The 16283-nt window shown below is 45.1% G+C and carries 15 protein-coding genes; 13 read left to right on the forward strand and 2 right to left on the reverse strand.

What is annotated here, in order from left to right; genetic code table 11:
• Positions 1-111: 111 nt before the first annotated feature.
• Entirely contained in the window at positions 112-1395 is a 1284-nt protein-coding gene (locus PIL01S_RS12190) for an extracellular solute-binding protein (protein WP_127537771.1), read from the forward strand.
• On the opposite strand, the gene PIL01S_RS12195 is transcribed toward PIL01S_RS12190, so the two are convergent.
• Positions 1387-2466 carry a coiled-coil domain-containing protein gene (locus PIL01S_RS12195; RefSeq protein WP_246058215.1) on the reverse strand — a complete coding sequence of 360 codons (1080 nt, stop codon included), beginning with the start codon at positions 2464-2466 and terminating at the stop codon, positions 1387-1389. The two genes, PIL01S_RS12190 and PIL01S_RS12195, sit on opposite strands and share 9 nt — an antisense overlap.
• Positions 2467-2662: 196 nt before the next feature.
• The gene (locus PIL01S_RS12200; protein WP_095289941.1) at positions 2663-2899 is read right to left on the reverse strand and encodes a DUF2626 domain-containing protein; all 237 of its coding nucleotides are present in this window, start codon (positions 2897-2899) and stop codon (positions 2663-2665) included.
• Positions 2900-3212: 313 nt separating this feature from the next.
• On the opposite strand from PIL01S_RS12200, the gene PIL01S_RS12205 reads away from it, so the two are divergent.
• The 12 genes from PIL01S_RS12205 (at position 3213) to PIL01S_RS12260 (ending at position 16278) form a co-directional block, all read left to right on the forward strand.
• Positions 3213-3863: an RsfA family transcriptional regulator gene (locus PIL01S_RS12205; RefSeq protein WP_095359469.1), complete on the forward strand. Its 651-nt coding sequence runs from the start codon at positions 3213-3215 to the stop codon at positions 3861-3863.
• A gap of 142 nt (positions 3864-4005) precedes the next feature.
• Complete coding sequence (locus tag PIL01S_RS12210; RefSeq protein WP_127537773.1) at positions 4006-4968, forward strand: ketopantoate reductase family protein; 963 nt, start codon at positions 4006-4008, stop codon at positions 4966-4968.
• Positions 4968-5342 carry a DUF3397 domain-containing protein gene (locus PIL01S_RS12215; protein WP_127537774.1) on the forward strand — a complete coding sequence of 125 codons (375 nt, stop codon included), beginning with the start codon at positions 4968-4970 and terminating at the stop codon, positions 5340-5342. The genes PIL01S_RS12210 and PIL01S_RS12215 overlap by 1 nt, the downstream gene beginning before the upstream one ends.
• A 151-nt stretch (positions 5343-5493) precedes the next feature.
• On the forward strand, positions 5494-7194 hold the full coding sequence (locus tag PIL01S_RS12220; protein WP_127537775.1) for a peptide ABC transporter substrate-binding protein: 1701 nt from the start codon (positions 5494-5496) through the stop codon (positions 7192-7194).
• 189 nt (positions 7195-7383) lie between these two features.
• Positions 7384-8316, forward strand: coding sequence for an ABC transporter permease (locus PIL01S_RS12225; protein WP_095289949.1), 933 nt, complete (start codon positions 7384-7386; stop codon positions 8314-8316).
• A gap of 47 nt (positions 8317-8363) precedes the next feature.
• Positions 8364-9245 (forward strand): ABC transporter permease, encoded by an 882-nt coding sequence (locus PIL01S_RS12230; protein ID WP_371859956.1) that lies wholly within the window; start codon positions 8364-8366, stop codon positions 9243-9245.
• 17 nt (positions 9246-9262) lie between these two features.
• Positions 9263-11032, forward strand: a complete 1770-nt coding sequence (locus PIL01S_RS12235; RefSeq protein WP_095289952.1) for an ABC transporter ATP-binding protein — start codon at positions 9263-9265, stop codon at positions 11030-11032.
• A 153-nt stretch (positions 11033-11185) separates the two neighbouring features.
• A complete protein-coding gene (gene bshC, locus PIL01S_RS12240) occupies positions 11186-12817 on the forward strand; it encodes a bacillithiol biosynthesis cysteine-adding enzyme BshC (RefSeq protein WP_127537776.1) in 1632 nt (543 codons plus the stop codon).
• A gap of 59 nt (positions 12818-12876) precedes the next feature.
• On the forward strand, positions 12877-14142 hold the full coding sequence (locus tag PIL01S_RS12245) for an adenosylhomocysteinase (protein ID WP_095289956.1): 1266 nt from the start codon (positions 12877-12879) through the stop codon (positions 14140-14142).
• A gap of 273 nt (positions 14143-14415) precedes the next feature.
• Entirely contained in the window at positions 14416-14853 is a 438-nt protein-coding gene (gene mraZ / locus PIL01S_RS12250; RefSeq protein ID WP_017687291.1) for a division/cell wall cluster transcriptional repressor MraZ, read from the forward strand.
• Between the two features lie 18 nt (positions 14854-14871).
• Positions 14872-15822, forward strand: coding sequence for a 16S rRNA (cytosine(1402)-N(4))-methyltransferase RsmH (rsmH, locus tag PIL01S_RS12255; RefSeq protein ID WP_095289960.1), 951 nt, complete (start codon positions 14872-14874; stop codon positions 15820-15822).
• A gap of 27 nt (positions 15823-15849) precedes the next feature.
• Positions 15850-16278, forward strand: a complete 429-nt coding sequence (locus PIL01S_RS12260) for a hypothetical protein (RefSeq protein WP_127537777.1) — start codon at positions 15850-15852, stop codon at positions 16276-16278.
• Positions 16279-16283: the final 5 nt, after the last annotated feature.

Consider the following 16283-nt stretch of genomic DNA (forward strand, 5'->3'; position numbering starts at 1 on the left):
TTAGTATGCAAAATCTCAAAAATATGTTTTTTGGCAGGATAGGACAGGAGTACTACTTTTTTGTTACAATAAATTTTACAGGAAAAATATAGGGAGCGAGGAGGAGAGTTAATGAAGCGTAGACATCAGGTTGTTTTATTTGCAGTGCTGCTGCTTTCATTGACGATCCTGTCTCCAAGCTTTGATTTTAGAGGAGTACAACAGAACCAGGATCAAGATCAGGAGAATGATGCCTTTCCCAATGCTGTAACCCGTAGTGAGAATCAACAGGCGCCGGTTGAAATTGTTGTTTCGATGTCTGAAAGTGAGTTTCAGGTGTTCTCGGCAATCGCAAAACAAGTTGCTGCCGCGCGGGTGGTGAAAATCAATCTACGGAATCTGCCCTCGGATACATATAAGAAGGTACTGGATAACGAGCTTGCTGTAGGGGACAGCGGGGATGTAATCCTGCTTAATAGTGAGGAAATTCAGGGTTACGCCAAAAGAGGGCATCTGTACCCTTTAAATGCAACAACGTTGTCGAAGTCGATTGGTGACTCGGTATCTCTATTACGGGAAAAGACAGAATGGAATGGTTATCAATGGGGAATGCCATTTGATTTCGACCCTTACGTACTCGCATCACGGTCCAAATCTCTTGCTAATGCAGGATTGGAACGGTTACCACAAAACCTGGATGAGTGGACTAGGGTTATTAATAAAATGGAGAATAAAAGCCAGAAGTTACTTGCGATCAACATCGATGATGCTTATGCAGCAGATGCTTGGTTAAATGAGTTTGGGTCTGGAGTCGCTCCGAGTACGTTGAAAACGGCAACGGAGTCGCATACAGCTGGGGGAAATGAACAGGCGCTGCAGGTGCTGAACTGGGTTCAGCCTTATATTCAGGTCCAAAATACCAACCCGGATTTTGCTGATAAAGACATGCAGGAAGAAGCGTTAATGGTGGTGACCCCTTTTTCCCAACTGGTGAACAATGATCTGGCATTAACTGAAGAACGTCTACCGAATCGGATCATGTTTAAACCCCTTGCACCTGTAACATCCAGAAGTTTCGTGATTACGTCGGGTTCACATGAAGCAGAGCAGGCCAGTCGATGGATTGAGGGCATGACCTCCAATTCCGTGCAATCAGACTGGTACCAGCAAGCTCATTATTTGCCTGGTCAACAGCAGCAATTGAACACAGAGTCCCAAAAGCTTTCAGTCGAAGGGCAAATAATGAGTGGTAATGGTCAGGAATGGTTTGTGGCCAAAACATCTGAAACCCCTGTGATGGATAACCCGGAGCTGGTATTACAATATAATAAGAAAGTTCAACAGTTTCTTCAGGGAGTGATTTCTGCGAATCAGTATGTGAATGACATTTTAAAAATGCAGCAATCATCAAAATGATATGGCGAGTTTAACTTCAAGTACCCCTTTGCTTGTCGATACATCTGTAGCTTTCACGAAGGACAGAATTTTCTGCGGGTAGAAACCAAGATCAAATTCCTTTTCAAGCATACGTCTTGTCGTATCGGGTAGTTCCAATTGGTTGAAAACAAGTTTATCTACATGAAAACGGATAGAATTCTGAGGTTCATTTTCTACAGTATAATGACCCTCAATACTGAGTTGTAACTGATCACGCTGTCCGGAGGCTGTAATTCGGTCCTCGTCAAACTGAAAGGCAAAATCCTCGAAGATCGGGTTCTGTTCACGCAGGAATTGATTCAGATCGTCTTGTCCAATTTGAATGGTATAGGCTGTTCCGGTTGTGGAAATTCCGCCATTCTGTTCTTGTATAAACTGAGGGAGATTTTGCATGGCTGTTGCTAGTGCTCTGAAATAACGTTTGACCTCATAAATGCCCACATTTTCCCAATAAATGGTCAATTCCTCCATTAACTTCTGAATGGCTGCCGGGTTTCCACTTGCCGAAACTTGTCCGTCTACTTCCTTCTGCAATGCAACCACACGCTCTCGCTGTCTTACCAAATTGGTCTTTAGTTCGTCCAACTCAGCCATGGTCTGACTTATTTTCGTTGAAGTTTCCTGCATGCTGCGATAACGGTCCTGATATTTGCTTAGCACTGCCTGATCTCTGCCAATAATAATTTGGTAGTAGTCAAATAAGATAAACAAGTCTTTGAACGATCTGGCCCCCAGGACCGTCATGAGAAGGCTGTCTCGTTCTCCGGTGTAATACGACCTTACCACAGCACCTGCCCGATCTTGCTGAATATGTATTTGATCTTCCTGTTCCTGGAGCTGAACATTCAATTCTTCCTGCTGTTGATTGAGATCCTTCTGCCTTACGGCAATACGTTCAATTTCGTGATCGATTTCCACGATGGACAGACTCTTCTCCAAAATTTCACGTGTTTCCTCAGGTGAAGGTTCTCCATAGGCATATGCCAATGTAGCTTGACCAAATAGTAGTGTGCATAGGATTAGGGCACAAATGCTATATCGACGGTTCACCGTATCATTCTCCTTTCCTTCAAGTACAATATTCATTGTACAGGCTTCTGTCTTCCAGACAATATATGAAATGAAATCTTGAAATATCCTTAGTGGTTACATAACTCTGAAAACAACCCATTAATCAGACAAGCATAAAGAAAAAACAAAAAAGCGAAACGGCTTATGGCCGAATCGCTTTGATGCTGTTGGCGGATTAAAGCGGCAACCCCATTTGGAACACAGTCCAGTAGCTGAACCCTGTGAAAGTAACGATCATATAACCCCAGAAGAGCAATATGTACGTTCTTTCGGTGAATTTTAAATACCCCAAAATGACGAAAAACGCAGTCTGCAGGAAAAAAAGCAAAGCCATCTCGACCAAATCTCCCGCAAAAGCCATCAGGCCAATCGTTAGCGTGAAGAACCCGAGTACCCGAAACATGCGTGCCACGGTTAGTCCTCCTCTCTATGTACGATCATAGATTGTCTACACAACATTATACCGGGAAAGGAAAAAGGTGTAAACAGAATTGGATATGAAAGCGAATTCTTTTTTATCGAATCCGTGAGCAAATAGGTCACCTTTTCCATATGTAAGGTATGAGTGCTCGCAAATATGGACATACATTTTAGTATGAAATCAATTCTATGAACTCTATGAGAGGCATAAGAATGAATGAAGCAGCTTTTATACCTAATTCACAAACCGGGAAACCGGTAATGAGGACGGTTATTTTAGGATGTTGTTAGGAGGGTATTATAGCATGACTGCAGTGAGACAGGATGCTTGGAGTACAGAGGACGATTTGATCTTGGCTGAGGTGACTTTGCGGCATATTCGGGAAGGCAGCACACAACTCGCGGCCTTCGAGGAAGTGGGCGAAAAAATAGGCAGAACATCTGCCGCTTGCGGTTTTCGCTGGAACAGCTGTGTGCGTAAAAAGTATGAGTCTGCCATCAGCAATGCGAAGGCACAGCGTCAAAAGAGAAGTTATCTCCGAAAACAGCCGGCTTTGCTTGGACCACAGGTCGCAGCTCTATCTACGCTTGATACGGAAGAAAACCTGTACAAGGCCGATGGCGTTTCAGAAGACTCCTTATCCATTGATGCAGTAATTCGCTTTTTGCGCCAGTGGAAAGGTAATGTTCAGGAAAATGGGCGTCAACTCAAAATGCTCGAAAAGGAACTTCGTGAAAAAGAAGATGAACTCCATGAGCTTCGTTGTGAGAATGACCGTTTATCCAAACAAGTGAATGAAGTACAAACCGATTACCGTGTCGTAAATGATGATTACAAGGCATTGATTCAGATCATGGATCGTGCACGCAGGCTTGCTTTTCTGGCTGAAGAAGATGAGGAACTAAAAACTCGTTTCAAAATGGATGCCAACGGCAATCTGGAACGAATTGAATAACGGATCAAGTTGCAAGAATGACGATATTTGATCAGGCCCGTCACATCTCCGTTACAAACGGCAGGTAAGACGGGTTTTTTGTTTGAAATATTTGTTCTATTATATATAGATGTAATTATTGAGAGTGGAAGAGGGATGTCTCATGGTGATCGACATTGTAGGAGCTGGCTCACTTGGTCTTTTATATGGAGGAAAGCTTCAGGCTGGAGGTTATTCTGTGCGGTTTTGGACAAGGACGCCTGAACAAGCGGAAGAACTGCGTGTACGCGGACTAACGATTACAGAGCAAGGGAAGAAGACTAAATTGCTTCCTCAACATATTCAGGCCTATCCAATAACCGAATGGTCTGCTCACTGGCATGATCAACCTGGTGATTGGCTTCTCCTCATGGTTAAGCAGACAAGTATAGATGATGTTATTCATATCATGGAGACGATGAAAGATTATATCCTTAACATTGTCTGCTTCCAGAACGGGATGGGTCATATAGAGAAGATACAAGCTGCCCTGCCGCTGTCCAGCATATACCGGGCAGTAACTACAGAAGGTGCCAAGAGGGTGCAGTATGGGGTCATACGGGCTGGTGAGGGACAAACCTGGTTTGGTAGAGATGTACATACGAAAGAAATAGAGAAAGACACCTCAGGGAATCTGGAAGAAGTTCGGTTGGAGGCACTATTGCAGCAGGCAGGATTTAACTGTACAGCGTCGAATCAAATCGATAAGCTGATATACAGGAAGCTTCTGATCAATGCTGTCATTAATCCACTCACCGCGATATGGAGAATACCCAATGGAGAATTGCTTCAGAATGATTATCGCTTAAAGGTCATGCGCCGTTTATATGATGAAGCTTTAGCCATTTACAAGGCGAGCGATATTATGGTGGGTACCGACATGTGGGAGGAAATTCTATCCGTTTGTCGATCGACGGCTTCGAATACATCCTCGATGCTCACAGATGTTATGCAAGGACGGCGTACCGAAGTGGAATCCATCAGTGGGCAAATGGTACAACTGGCGCATCGGTGTGGATTGACTGCTCCACAGCATGAATTAATGCTTCATCTGATCGAAGGAATTAGGCCGGAAGGAGTGAGTTAATGGGTTTTTTTATTGTGCTGAGCATACTACCGTTTTTTCCGTTTCTTATTGTGTACTGGGCCATGTATGGGTGGAAAAAGGATAAACGAGCTTCACTTCGCACCGCAATGGATGTCACCACGGTTTTTCTGATTTTCTCGGTTTCGGCGTTATTCAACTTAACATTTGATTCGAATTTTGGATTTTATTTAACCATGATACTCATACTAATTGCACTTGGATTGATTGGAGGGGCTCAAAATAGGCTGAAAGGAAAGGTCGATGGGGGTCGAATGTTCCGGGCCGTTTGGCGCATGGCCTTTGTAATGATGAGTTTTGGGTATGTCTTGTTTACTATATTTGGCTTATTTAGATACTTAATGAAACAGATGTAAGGTTACATAACGCAAAACGGCCCAAAAATGTGTCGATTTTGTCGAAAACTGAAAAAAACATTACTTTCTGAAAAAGTAATGTAGATTTTTTTGACCGGTGGTTGTATAATCTATAAACATAAACCACATCAATTTAGGGGGAAAGTGTTAGATGAAAAGGAAAAGTCTATTAGTCCTTTTGACGCTGATTCTGGCGTTCGGTACCGTACTTGCAGCGTGCGGATCGAAAAATGAAGGCACAACAAGTAACACGGGAACTGGCTCTGCAGGCGAGGAAAGCGGTCTCGCAAAAGATCAAGTGCTGAAAATTAACCTGACAGCTGAACCTCCTACGTTGGACCCGGCTCAGGCAAAAGACAGCCAAACCAACACTGTTCTGAAATTCTTGTATGAAGGTCTTGTACGCATCGATGCTGATGGTAAAGAAGCACCAGGCGTTGCAAAAGACTGGACAATTTCCGAAGATGGTTTGAAATATGTGTTCAACCTGAACCCGGATGCTAAATGGAGCAACGGTGATGCAATCACTGCAGAAGACTTCGTTCGCTCTTGGGAACGTGCATTGAAACCGGAAACGGCTTCCCCGTACGCTTACCAATTGTACTACATCAAAGGTGCTGAAGGTTACAACCTCAGCAAAGACGAAACATACAAAGGTACTAAAATCACAGATTTCTCCCAAGTGGGTGTAAAAGCTACTGATGAGCACACACTGGAAGTAACGTTGGAAAACCCAACTCCTTACTTCTTGGGTCTGACAGCATTCTACACGTACTACCCAGTACACCAATCTGCTGACACAAATGATAAATTCTTCACAGACTACAAAAACATGATCGTTAACGGACCATTCACTATGGATCAATACGCTAAAGGTCAAAAAATCGTAGTTAAGAAAAACGAAGGCTACCACGCAGCTTCTGACATCAAATTGTCTGAAATCAATATGTCCCTGACAAGCAGCAGTGCTTCCGAGCTGCAAGCTTATAAATCCGGACAACTGGATTACACTGGTGCACCTAACGGTGAAATTCCAACCGACCAAATTCCTTCTGTAAAAGCGGAATTGCCGGATGAGTTCAAAGCAACTGGTATTGCAAGTACTTACTACTACCAGTTCAACGTTAATGAAGCTCCATTCAACAATGCTAAAATCCGTAAGGCTTTTGCAATGTCGATCGAACGTCAACTGATCGTTGACAAAGTTACACAAGGTGGACAAGTTCCAGCTTACGGCTTTGTACCTCCAGGTATCCGCGGTGAAAACGGCGAATTCCGTGATGAGCACAAAGACGACTACTTCACTGAAAATGTTGAAGAAGCTAAAAAATTGCTTGCTGAAGGTATGAAAGAAGAAGGCTACACAACTTTGCCAGCTGTTACATTGATCTACAACACTAGTGATGCTCACGCGAAAATCGCGCTTGCTGTTGCTGACATGTGGAAGAAAAACCTTGGTGTTGACGTGAAAACGGAAAACCAAGAGTGGGGCGTATTCCTTGAGAACCGTCAAAACCAAAACTTCCAAGTAGCTCGTGCAGGCTGGTCTGCAGACTACAACGATCCGTACAACTTCTTGGAAATGTGGACTACTGGAAACACAAACAATGATTCCAAATTCAGCAACGAACAGTACGACAAAGATGTTAAAGACACTGTAAAATCTGCTGATCCAGCTGCACGTATGGCTGCATTTGCTGATGCTGAGAAAATCCTGATTCAAGATGAAATGGGCGTAATGCCGATTTACTACTACACTAACGTATCTTTGACTAAGCCTTACCTGAAAGGCGTACAACTTGATTTCAGTGGAGCAATTGACTTCACTCGTGCATATCTGGAAGAGAAATAAGTTGTTCTGAAGTCTATATGAATACTTCGGGATATATATGTGGAATTCCATATATATCCCGATTTTTTTGTATGTGCACCGATTTTCCTTATAATTCTTGAAATTTCCGATAAATGGATTGGACTTTATTCATGTCTAATTCTACAATCGATTTGTATACAAAATATTGTTTTTGGAGGTGTGCAAGGGTTGGTTAAGTACGTGCTGAAAAAATTGCTATTTATGCTGCTATCGCTTTTCATACTCGCATCAGCAACCTTCTTCCTGATGAAGGCCATTCCGGGTGACCCTTTTACATCCGAGAAAAAAGTATCGCCTGAAATTCGGGCACTACTGGAAGAGAAGTATGGGCTGGACAAACCGATGTATGAACAATACCTGAAGTATATGGGTGGAATTCTCAAAGGTGATTTTGGTGTTTCGATGAAATATCTGAATCAAGAAGTAACCGACATGATCACTCAAACGTTTACAGCATCTCTGAAACTGGGGATCTTCGCTATTGTGATCTCTGTCGTTGTTGGGGTTTTGCTAGGACTTATCGCTGCGGTTTACCATCGTAAGCTGATAGATGATGTCACGATGATCCTCGCGGTAATTGGTATCGCGGTACCGAGCTTCTTGCTCGCATCCCTGCTTCAATACGTTTTCGCCTTCAAACTGGGTTGGTTTAACGTTATGGGATTCGACGGACCGCTTGACTATGTACTTCCGGTTGCGGCATTGTCTGCATCCCCGATTGCCTTTATCGCACGTTTGACGCGTTCCAGCATGCTCGAAGTACTGCACGCGGATTACATTAAGACAGCAAAAGCCAAAGGTCTGAAATGGCCTGCAATCATGTTTAAACACGTTATTCGTAACGGTATTCTTCCCGTTGTAACTTATGTAGGTCCGATGACAGCTAACATCATCACGGGTTCCGTCGTTATTGAGCAAATCTTTAACATCGGGGGAATTGGTAAAGTATTCGTAGAGAGTATTACGAACCGGGATTATACAATGATCATGGGGATTACGATTTTCTATGGTATCCTCCTGATGTTGGCACGTTTCCTTACAGATATCGCATATGTGCTGATTGATCCTAGAATTAAGCTGGAAAGCCGGAAGGGGGCATAACGTTGTCTGGCACGAACAATAACAATAAAGAAACGGCGAACACTGCCCTGGATAGTCAGGCAGCGGTGAAATCGCAAGAAAGTGTATCGTTATGGAAAGACGCCATGTACAGACTTGCAACCAACAAGGCCGCGATGATCAGTTTGGGCATTCTGGTTCTTGTTGTCATTTTCTCTTTGATTGGTCCAACTTCGTTATTCACAAGTTATAATTATTATTCTAATGATTTGCTTAACGCCAATGCAGCGCCAAGTGCGGAGCACTGGTTCGGAACGGACGAGCTCGGTCGTGACGTATGGGTAAGAACCTGGGTAGGTGCACGTGTATCCCTTACTGTAGGTCTGGCCGCTGCCTTGATTGACCTTGTCATCGGGGTAATCTACGGAGCGATTATGGGCTTCTACGGTGGACGTGTTGATGGTATCATGAACAAGTTCTCCGAGATTCTCTATTCCCTGCCTTACATGCTCGTTGTAATCTTGTTGCTCGTTGTTTTGGAACCAAGTCTTACGACGATCATCATTGCCCTTACGATCACAGGCTGGATCAGCATGTCCTGGATTGTACGTGGTGAGATTATGCAATTGAAAAACAGAGACTTTATTCTTGCAGCGCGGTCCATGGGAGCAAGCACAGGACGTCAATTGTTCCGCCACTTACTGCCGAATGCAGTAGGACCAATTCTCGTAACGCTGACTCTATCCATTCCAAATGCCATCTTTGCTGAAGCGTTCTTGAGCTTCCTCGGATTGGGTGTATCTGCACCGAAATCTTCCTTGGGTTCGATGATCAATGACGCATTGACAGGCTGGACGCTGTATCCTTGGCGGATGTGGTTCCCTGCAGGTCTGATGGTACTTACAATGCTTGCATTTAACTTGCTCGGAGACGGTCTGCGTGACGCACTCGATCCGAAATTACGTAAATAGAAATAGGAGGTGGGATTATGGAGCCAATCTTAACAGTCAAAGACCTAAGCGTGTCATTTACAACACGTTCTGGTGAATTTGATGCCGTTAAAAATGTGAGTTTTGAACTTGGCAAAGGAGAGACGCTGGGGATTGTTGGTGAATCCGGTAGTGGTAAGAGTGTTACCGCCCAAACCATCATGAAGTTGATTCCCTCCCCGCCTTCGAAGGTCAAAAGTGGAGAGATTACTTTTCACGGGCAGAGCCTGCTTGGAAAAACAGATAAACAAATGGAAGCTATCCGTGGTAAAGATATCGGGATGATCTTCCAGGATCCAATGACTTCATTGAATCCTACAATTAAAGTCGGTAAACAAATTACCGAAGTGCTTCGCAAACACCAAAACATGTCCAAAAAAGAAGCGGAGAAACGCGCTCTGGAAATGTTGGAGCTCGTGGGTATCAAAAATGCGGCAATCCGCATGAATCACTATCCACACCAATTTTCCGGTGGTATGCGTCAGCGTGCAATGATCGCTATTGCCCTGGCATGCCGTCCATCCCTTCTGATTGCGGATGAGCCGACAACTGCACTCGACGTAACGATTCAGGCACAAATCCTGGACGTTATGAAGGATATGCAGCAAAAGCTGGGAACTTCCATCATGCTTATTACCCATGACCTTGGTGTTGTAGCCGGTATGTGTGATCGGGTTGTCGTTATGAAGGAAGGCGAAGTTGTGGAAACGGGAACGACAGCTGAAATTTTCAGCAATCCTAAGCATCCATATACGATCAAATTGTTGAACGCCTTGCCTCGTTTGGACGAGCCTAAGAAAGAAAAACCGACTCCAGTTGGTATTATCAAAGGTGCCAACAAGCCGCTAGTTGAAGTAAAGAACTTGAAACAGTACTTCAATTTGGGTAAAGGAAACATTCTCAAAGCGGTTAATGATGTCAGCTTTGATATTTTTGAAGGCGAAACCCTTGGGGTTGTAGGTGAATCCGGATGTGGTAAATCCACAACAGGACGCACGATTCTTCGCCTTTATGAGCCAACGGGCGGAAATGTAAACTTTAACGGAACGGATATCTATAAGCTGTCTCCACGCAAAATGAAAGAAATGCGTAAAGACATGCAAATGATTTTCCAGGATCCATATGCATCACTGAATCCACGTTTCAACGTTATGGATATTATCGGAGAATCACTGGATATCCATGGGCTGGCTTCCAGCGGTAAAGAGCGGAAGAAACGTGTAGAGGAGTTGCTGGATCTCGTAGGCTTGAATCCAAGCCACGCGCTTCGTTATCCGCATGAATTCTCCGGTGGTCAAAGACAACGTATCGGTATTGCCCGTGCGCTTGCAGTGGATCCTAAATTCATCATCTGTGACGAGCCTTTGTCAGCACTTGATGTATCCATCCAAGCTCAAGTGGTTAAGTTGCTCGAAGAGCTTCAACAGCGTCTTGGTCTGACTTACCTCTTCATTGCGCATGACTTGTCGATGGTTAAGCATATCAGTGACCGCGTTGCTGTTATGTATATGGGTAAAGTGGTTGAGCTGGCAGAGAGTGAAGAGCTTTACTCTAACCCTGTTCACCCTTACACCAAAACATTGCTATCTGCTATTCCTGTACCTGATCCGGAAGTGGAAGCAAACAAACGCCGCATTTTGCTGCCGGACGAACAGTCTGGACCAATCCAAAATGGAGCAACTGGTCCTGTAAACGATCCGTATAACTTGGAGAATGCTCAATTGATTGAGATTTCCAAAGGTCACTGGGTTTCCGAACCATACGTTTAAGGAATTATATTCCGTTTGGACTTATTGATGTTATTAAACCGCCGGCTTGTTCGGCGGTTTTTTGATTTTTTAGGCGACTTTCTTTTGACGAAGTGGCCTGTAGTTCGGTACAATCAAGAAAGGCTCTTTGAAGCAGAATAGGAGGCAGACCTCATGAAAGGTATTACCGAGGCACTCCGCAGCGGAACACAACTTGCAGAAGATTATATCTGCTCACGTGATGCTGCGCGGGGCCTTTATGAGTATGACATACACTGGGAGTCCGGACTTCATGCGCGTGCCGAGTGGCTGGATCAATCGGAGAACACACGTGTGGATCGCGAGAACCTGGTAGAGTATTTACGTATATATAACAAACGTTTGAATGATCACGAAGCTGTACATCATTCTATTGCACGTTTGGCCGAGAAAGGTACGTTTGTAGTTACTGGTGGGCAGCAGAGCGGCTTGTTGACAGGGCCGTTATTTGTCATCTACAAAGCTGCGAGTGTCGTTGCAGCTGCCCGTGAAGCTGAAGCCAAGCTCCAGCGTCCGGTCGTTCCCGTATTTTGGATCGCTGGTGAAGACCATGACTGGGACGAAGTGAATCACACCTATTTGCCCGGTCACAAGGGCGAAATGACCAAGGTCAAGCTGCATGGGCGGTTCGATGGCCGAAATTCGGTGAGCGGGGTCACGATTGAGACGGAACAATGGATGAACGTAATCGAGCAGGTGGAGCATCTTCTGCCGGATACTGTACATAAACCAGGATTAATGGAGATGCTCGTCTCGATCCATCAGTCCAGCTCGAATCTTAGTGATGCTTTTGCGAGAATGGTGTCGGCATTGTTTGGCAGTACTGGACTGGTCCTAATGGATGCTGCGGATTCCGGATTAAGAGAACTGGAACGCCCTGTATTCGAACGATTGATTCGTGAGAATGGTTCATTGCGTGAAGCTTATTTGCAGGGTGCTTCGAAGGTACAGGAAGCGGGCTACCCAATGCCGGCAGAAGTCGCTGAAGACGGAGCAAATTTGTTTTATATTCATGATGAAACCCGGTTGCTCCTGTTCCTGAAGGATGGTTTGTACACGGATCGAAAAGGGCTAGTGTCGTTTACAGAAGAACGATTGCTTCAGGAGCTGAGGGAACATCCCGAGCGATTCAGTAATAATGTACTCACCCGCCCGTTAATGCAGGATTCCGTGCTGCCTGTAGCTGCGGTGATATTGGGGCAAGGTGAGATTGCTTACTGGGGACTGACCAGAACCGCATTCCGCCAGTTTGGTCTGCAAATGCCCATCTTGCTGCCGAGGTTGTCCTTCACCATTTTGGAGGATGTCCATCACAAGCACATGAATCAGTACCAGCTCTCTTTCCAAGATGTGCAATATCATATGGAAGAAAAAAGAGAGAAGTGGCTCGCAGGACAGGAAACGTTCCAGGTCGAGGAGCAATTTGAGCAAGTCCAGCAATCCTTTGCTGAGCTTTATCGTCCATTGCTTGATCAACTTGCGCAAATTCACGCTGGACTGGATCGGATCGGTGATACGAATCTGAAAAAGATTAACGAACAGATGCAATATCTGCAAAAGCAAACACAGAAGGCGATCGCTGATAAACATGAGGTTGGCCTCAGACATTGGAACGGCATACAGAACTCGCTCTTTCCTATGAACAAACCACAGGAACGAGTGCACAATGCGCTCTACTACTTGAACCGTTATGGAACCAAGTGGATTCAGGAGCTCATTGAGAGCGGACGTGAATTCCGGGGTCAACATCAAGTGATTGAACTCTAACTGTGTGGTTCAGCAGACCTTTATAATAGAAGAAACACAGATAAACGAGGAGGATGGGCATGACTACACCTGCACTGCAAAACAGTATTGTTAAAGATATGGGACTCGCTTCAGAAGGACACTTGAAAATTGACTGGGTTGAAGCACATATGCCTGTATTGAACCGCATTCGTCGCCAATTTGAACAGGATCTTCCTTTCAAAGGATTAAAGGTTGCCATTTGCCTTCACCTTGAAGCCAAAACAGCTTACCTGGCAAAAGTCATTCAAGCTGGCGGCGCAGAAGTGACCATTACACACAGTAACCCGCTGTCAACTCAAGATGATGTATGTGCGGCTCTTGTAGAAGATGGTGTTACAGTGTATGCCAAATACAATCCGGGGCCAGAAGAGTTCAAGCAGCTCCAGCTTCGTGCATTGGAAGTTAAACCCGACCTGATTATTGATGACGGCGGCGACTTTGCAACCATTATCGCTTCCGAACGTCCTGACCTTGCGGCAACGATTCGTGGGGGCGCAGAGGAAACGACAACAGGTATTATCCGTCTGAAAGCTTTGGCGAAAGAAGGACAACTGCAGTTCCCGATGGTTGCAGTTAATGACGCTTATTGCAAATACCTGTTCGACAACCGTTATGGCACAGGCCAATCAGCCTTTGATGGCATTATCCGTACAACCAACCTGGTGGTAGCTGGTAAAAATGTGGTTGTAGCAGGATACGGCTGGTGTGGTAAAGGTGTCGCGATGCGTGCCAAAGGTCTTGGCGCCAATGTCATTGTAACTGAAATTGATCCAATCAAAGCGGTTGAAGCGCATATGGACGGTTTCCGTGTCATGACGATGGTGGAAGCAGCCAAATTGGGCGATTTCTTCATCGCTGTTACCGGCAACAAAGACGTGATCACAGGTGAACATTATGACGTGATGAAAGACGGAGCGATTTTGAGCAATGCAGGGCATTTCGATGTGGAAGTAAATAAACCCGAGCTTGCCAAACGTTCAGAGTCCATCCGCACTGTGCGTCGCAATATTGAAGAGTATCGTTTCAAAGATGGACGTAAAATGTATCTTCTTGCAGAAGGACGTCTCGTGAATCTGGGTGCAGCTGATGGCCACCCTGCTGAGATTATGGACACGACGTTTGCATTGCAGGCTTTGGGATTGCGTTATGTTAGCGAGAATTACGCTGCATTGGGTAAAACTGTTGTTAACGTACCTTATGAAATTGACCAGCAAGTTGCCAGCTACAAACTGGAGAGCCTGAATATCTCTATTGATTCATTGTCAGCTGAACAGGAAAAATATCTGGACAGCTGGAAGTTTTAGGGGCACCCAATAATTACAAGCTGATGAACTGATTCAAAGGGTTTAAAATAGTGTATTGATGATATGGCTCATTAGCGATTGCAAGTAGAATAACCGGTAGCGGGGAAACGCCTTTGATCCTGAGCAAGAGGATCAAAGGCGTTTTTCTTATGAAGCAAATTGAAAAAAATCAAGTAAGCAAGAAGGGTTTTGATTTTTTAGTGCGAATCTATTATGCTTAGGTGGTGGAAAGTGGGGCAAAGTGGGAGAAACGGGTGAGGAGTGAGTGGGCCAATGTTTATGGGGGAGTTCCAACATAGCATTGATGACAAAGGTCGGGTTATTATTCCGGCCAAATTCCGCGAATCTCTGGGACCGTCTTTCGTTGTCACACGGGGTTTGGACCAATGTCTTTTCGTGTACCCTATGGAGGAGTGGGGGGTCATGGAACAGAAGCTCAAAGCACTGCCTTTGATGAAGTCGGATGCACGTGCGTTTACCCGGTTTTTTTTCTCGGGTGCTACCGAATGTGAATTGGACAAACAGGGTAGGGTAAATTTACCGGGCAATTTACGGGAATATGCCAAATTGGACAAGGATTGTGTTGTTCTTGGCGTGTCGAACCGGGTGGAGATCTGGAGCAAAGGCATATGGGAGAGTTATTTCAATCAATCCGAGGAAGCATTCAACGACATTGCCGAAAAGCTAGTCGATTTTAATTTTGATCTATAAAGTCAGGAGGGGTGCAGGTTGTTTCACCACATAACCGTACTCAAAGAAGAGGCAACAGAGGGATTAAACATCAAGCAGGACGGTATATACGTGGACTGCACTTTAGGTGGAGGAGGACATAGTTCCGTCATTGCTTCCAAGCTCGGTCCAGGGGGAAGGCTTATCGCACTGGATCAGGACGATTGGGCATTGGATAATGCGCGCGAGAAGCTTGCTTCGTATGGAGATCGCATCACGCTTGTGAAAACGAATTTCCGTGATCTGGAGCAGGTTCTGAAAGAACTGGATGTGCCAATGAAGGACGGCGTGCCGCAGGTGGATGGCATTTTGTACGATTTGGGTGTGTCATCACCTCAATTCGATGAAGGAGAACGTGGATTTAGTTACAATCACGATGCTCCGCTGGACATGAGGATGGATCAGGATGCATTTCTGACAGCCAAAGAGATTGTCAACGAATGGCCTGAAGAGGAGATTGCCCGAATTTTATATCGTTATGGTGAAGAAAAGTTTTCAAGAAGAATTGCCCGCGTCATTGTGGAAAAACGAAGCCAGGCTGTTATCGAGACCACAGGAGAGCTAGTGGAATTGATCAAGGAAGGCATCCCGGCTGCTGCTCGCCGTACAGGTGGACATCCGGCGAAGCGCAGTTTTCAGGCTTTGCGGATTGCAGTTAATGATGAACTGGGTGCGTTTGAAGAAGCATTGCATCAGGCGGTTCGGTGTCTTGCACCAGGTGGACGTGTATCTGTTATTACCTTTCACTCGCTTGAGGATCGGATTTGCAAGCAAATATTCAGCAGTTATCTGGAGAAGTGTACGTGCCCGCCTGACTTTCCGTTATGCGTGTGCGGCGGTAAAGGTGTACTGCGTTTAGTCAACAGAAAACCGCTGATTCCGACGGATACGGAACTGGCCGAGAACTCCCGTGCACGTTCAGCTAAACTGCGCGTAGCCGAGAAACTGTAAACCAAGAGCGAAGGAGAGAGTCTTTGTATGGCATATACACGTGGTAACCTTGCAGTGAAAGAAAAAGCAACCCAAGAACGTGTGACGCAGCAGAGGTACAAGGAAACCACCAAAGTGGTGACTCGTCGTACGGGTCTTCCTGCACGAGAGAAATTCTTGTATCTGATGACATTGATCGTCTGTATCGTTATCGGTGGTGCACTGATGTGGCGTTATGCTCATATCTATGATCTGAACAAACAGGCTCAATCAACGTTGTCCGAGACAAGAAAAGCGGAGAAAACCATCGCAGACCTGCAGGTTGAAAAGGAAAGACTGAACAATTTGGTTATTGAAAATGCACGCAAACTTGGCTATGTAGAAGCGTCCGGCAAAGACGTTATAATCGTGCCTCGTTCAACAGGTGTAACGAGCTCACTGGATACAGAGTCGTCTTCGGATACAGCAAGTAAGTAAAGAGG

The organism is Paenibacillus illinoisensis NBRC 15959 (genome assembly GCF_004000925.1).
GTDB classification, from domain to species: Bacteria; Bacillota; Bacilli; order Paenibacillales; family Paenibacillaceae; genus Paenibacillus; species Paenibacillus illinoisensis.

Coding starts and splice junctions, on each gene's coding strand:
- PIL01S_RS12210 (WP_127537773.1), top strand. CDS start 4,006: ATGGTGATCGACATTGTAGGAGCTGGCTCACTTGGTCTTTTATATGGA.
- mraZ (WP_017687291.1), top strand. CDS start 14,416: ATGTTTATGGGGGAGTTCCAACATAGCATTGATGACAAAGGTCGGGTT.
- PIL01S_RS12220 (WP_127537775.1), top strand. CDS start 5,494: ATGAAAAGGAAAAGTCTATTAGTCCTTTTGACGCTGATTCTGGCGTTC.
- PIL01S_RS12235 (WP_095289952.1), top strand. CDS start 9,263: ATGGAGCCAATCTTAACAGTCAAAGACCTAAGCGTGTCATTTACAACA.
- PIL01S_RS12245 (WP_095289956.1), top strand. CDS start 12,877: ATGACTACACCTGCACTGCAAAACAGTATTGTTAAAGATATGGGACTC.
- PIL01S_RS12260 (WP_127537777.1), top strand. CDS start 15,850: ATGGCATATACACGTGGTAACCTTGCAGTGAAAGAAAAAGCAACCCAA.
- PIL01S_RS12190 (WP_127537771.1), top strand. CDS start 112: ATGAAGCGTAGACATCAGGTTGTTTTATTTGCAGTGCTGCTGCTTTCA.
- PIL01S_RS12205 (WP_095359469.1), top strand. CDS start 3,213: ATGACTGCAGTGAGACAGGATGCTTGGAGTACAGAGGACGATTTGATC.
- bshC (WP_127537776.1), top strand. CDS start 11,186: ATGAAAGGTATTACCGAGGCACTCCGCAGCGGAACACAACTTGCAGAA.
- PIL01S_RS12215 (WP_127537774.1), top strand. CDS start 4,968: ATGGGTTTTTTTATTGTGCTGAGCATACTACCGTTTTTTCCGTTTCTT.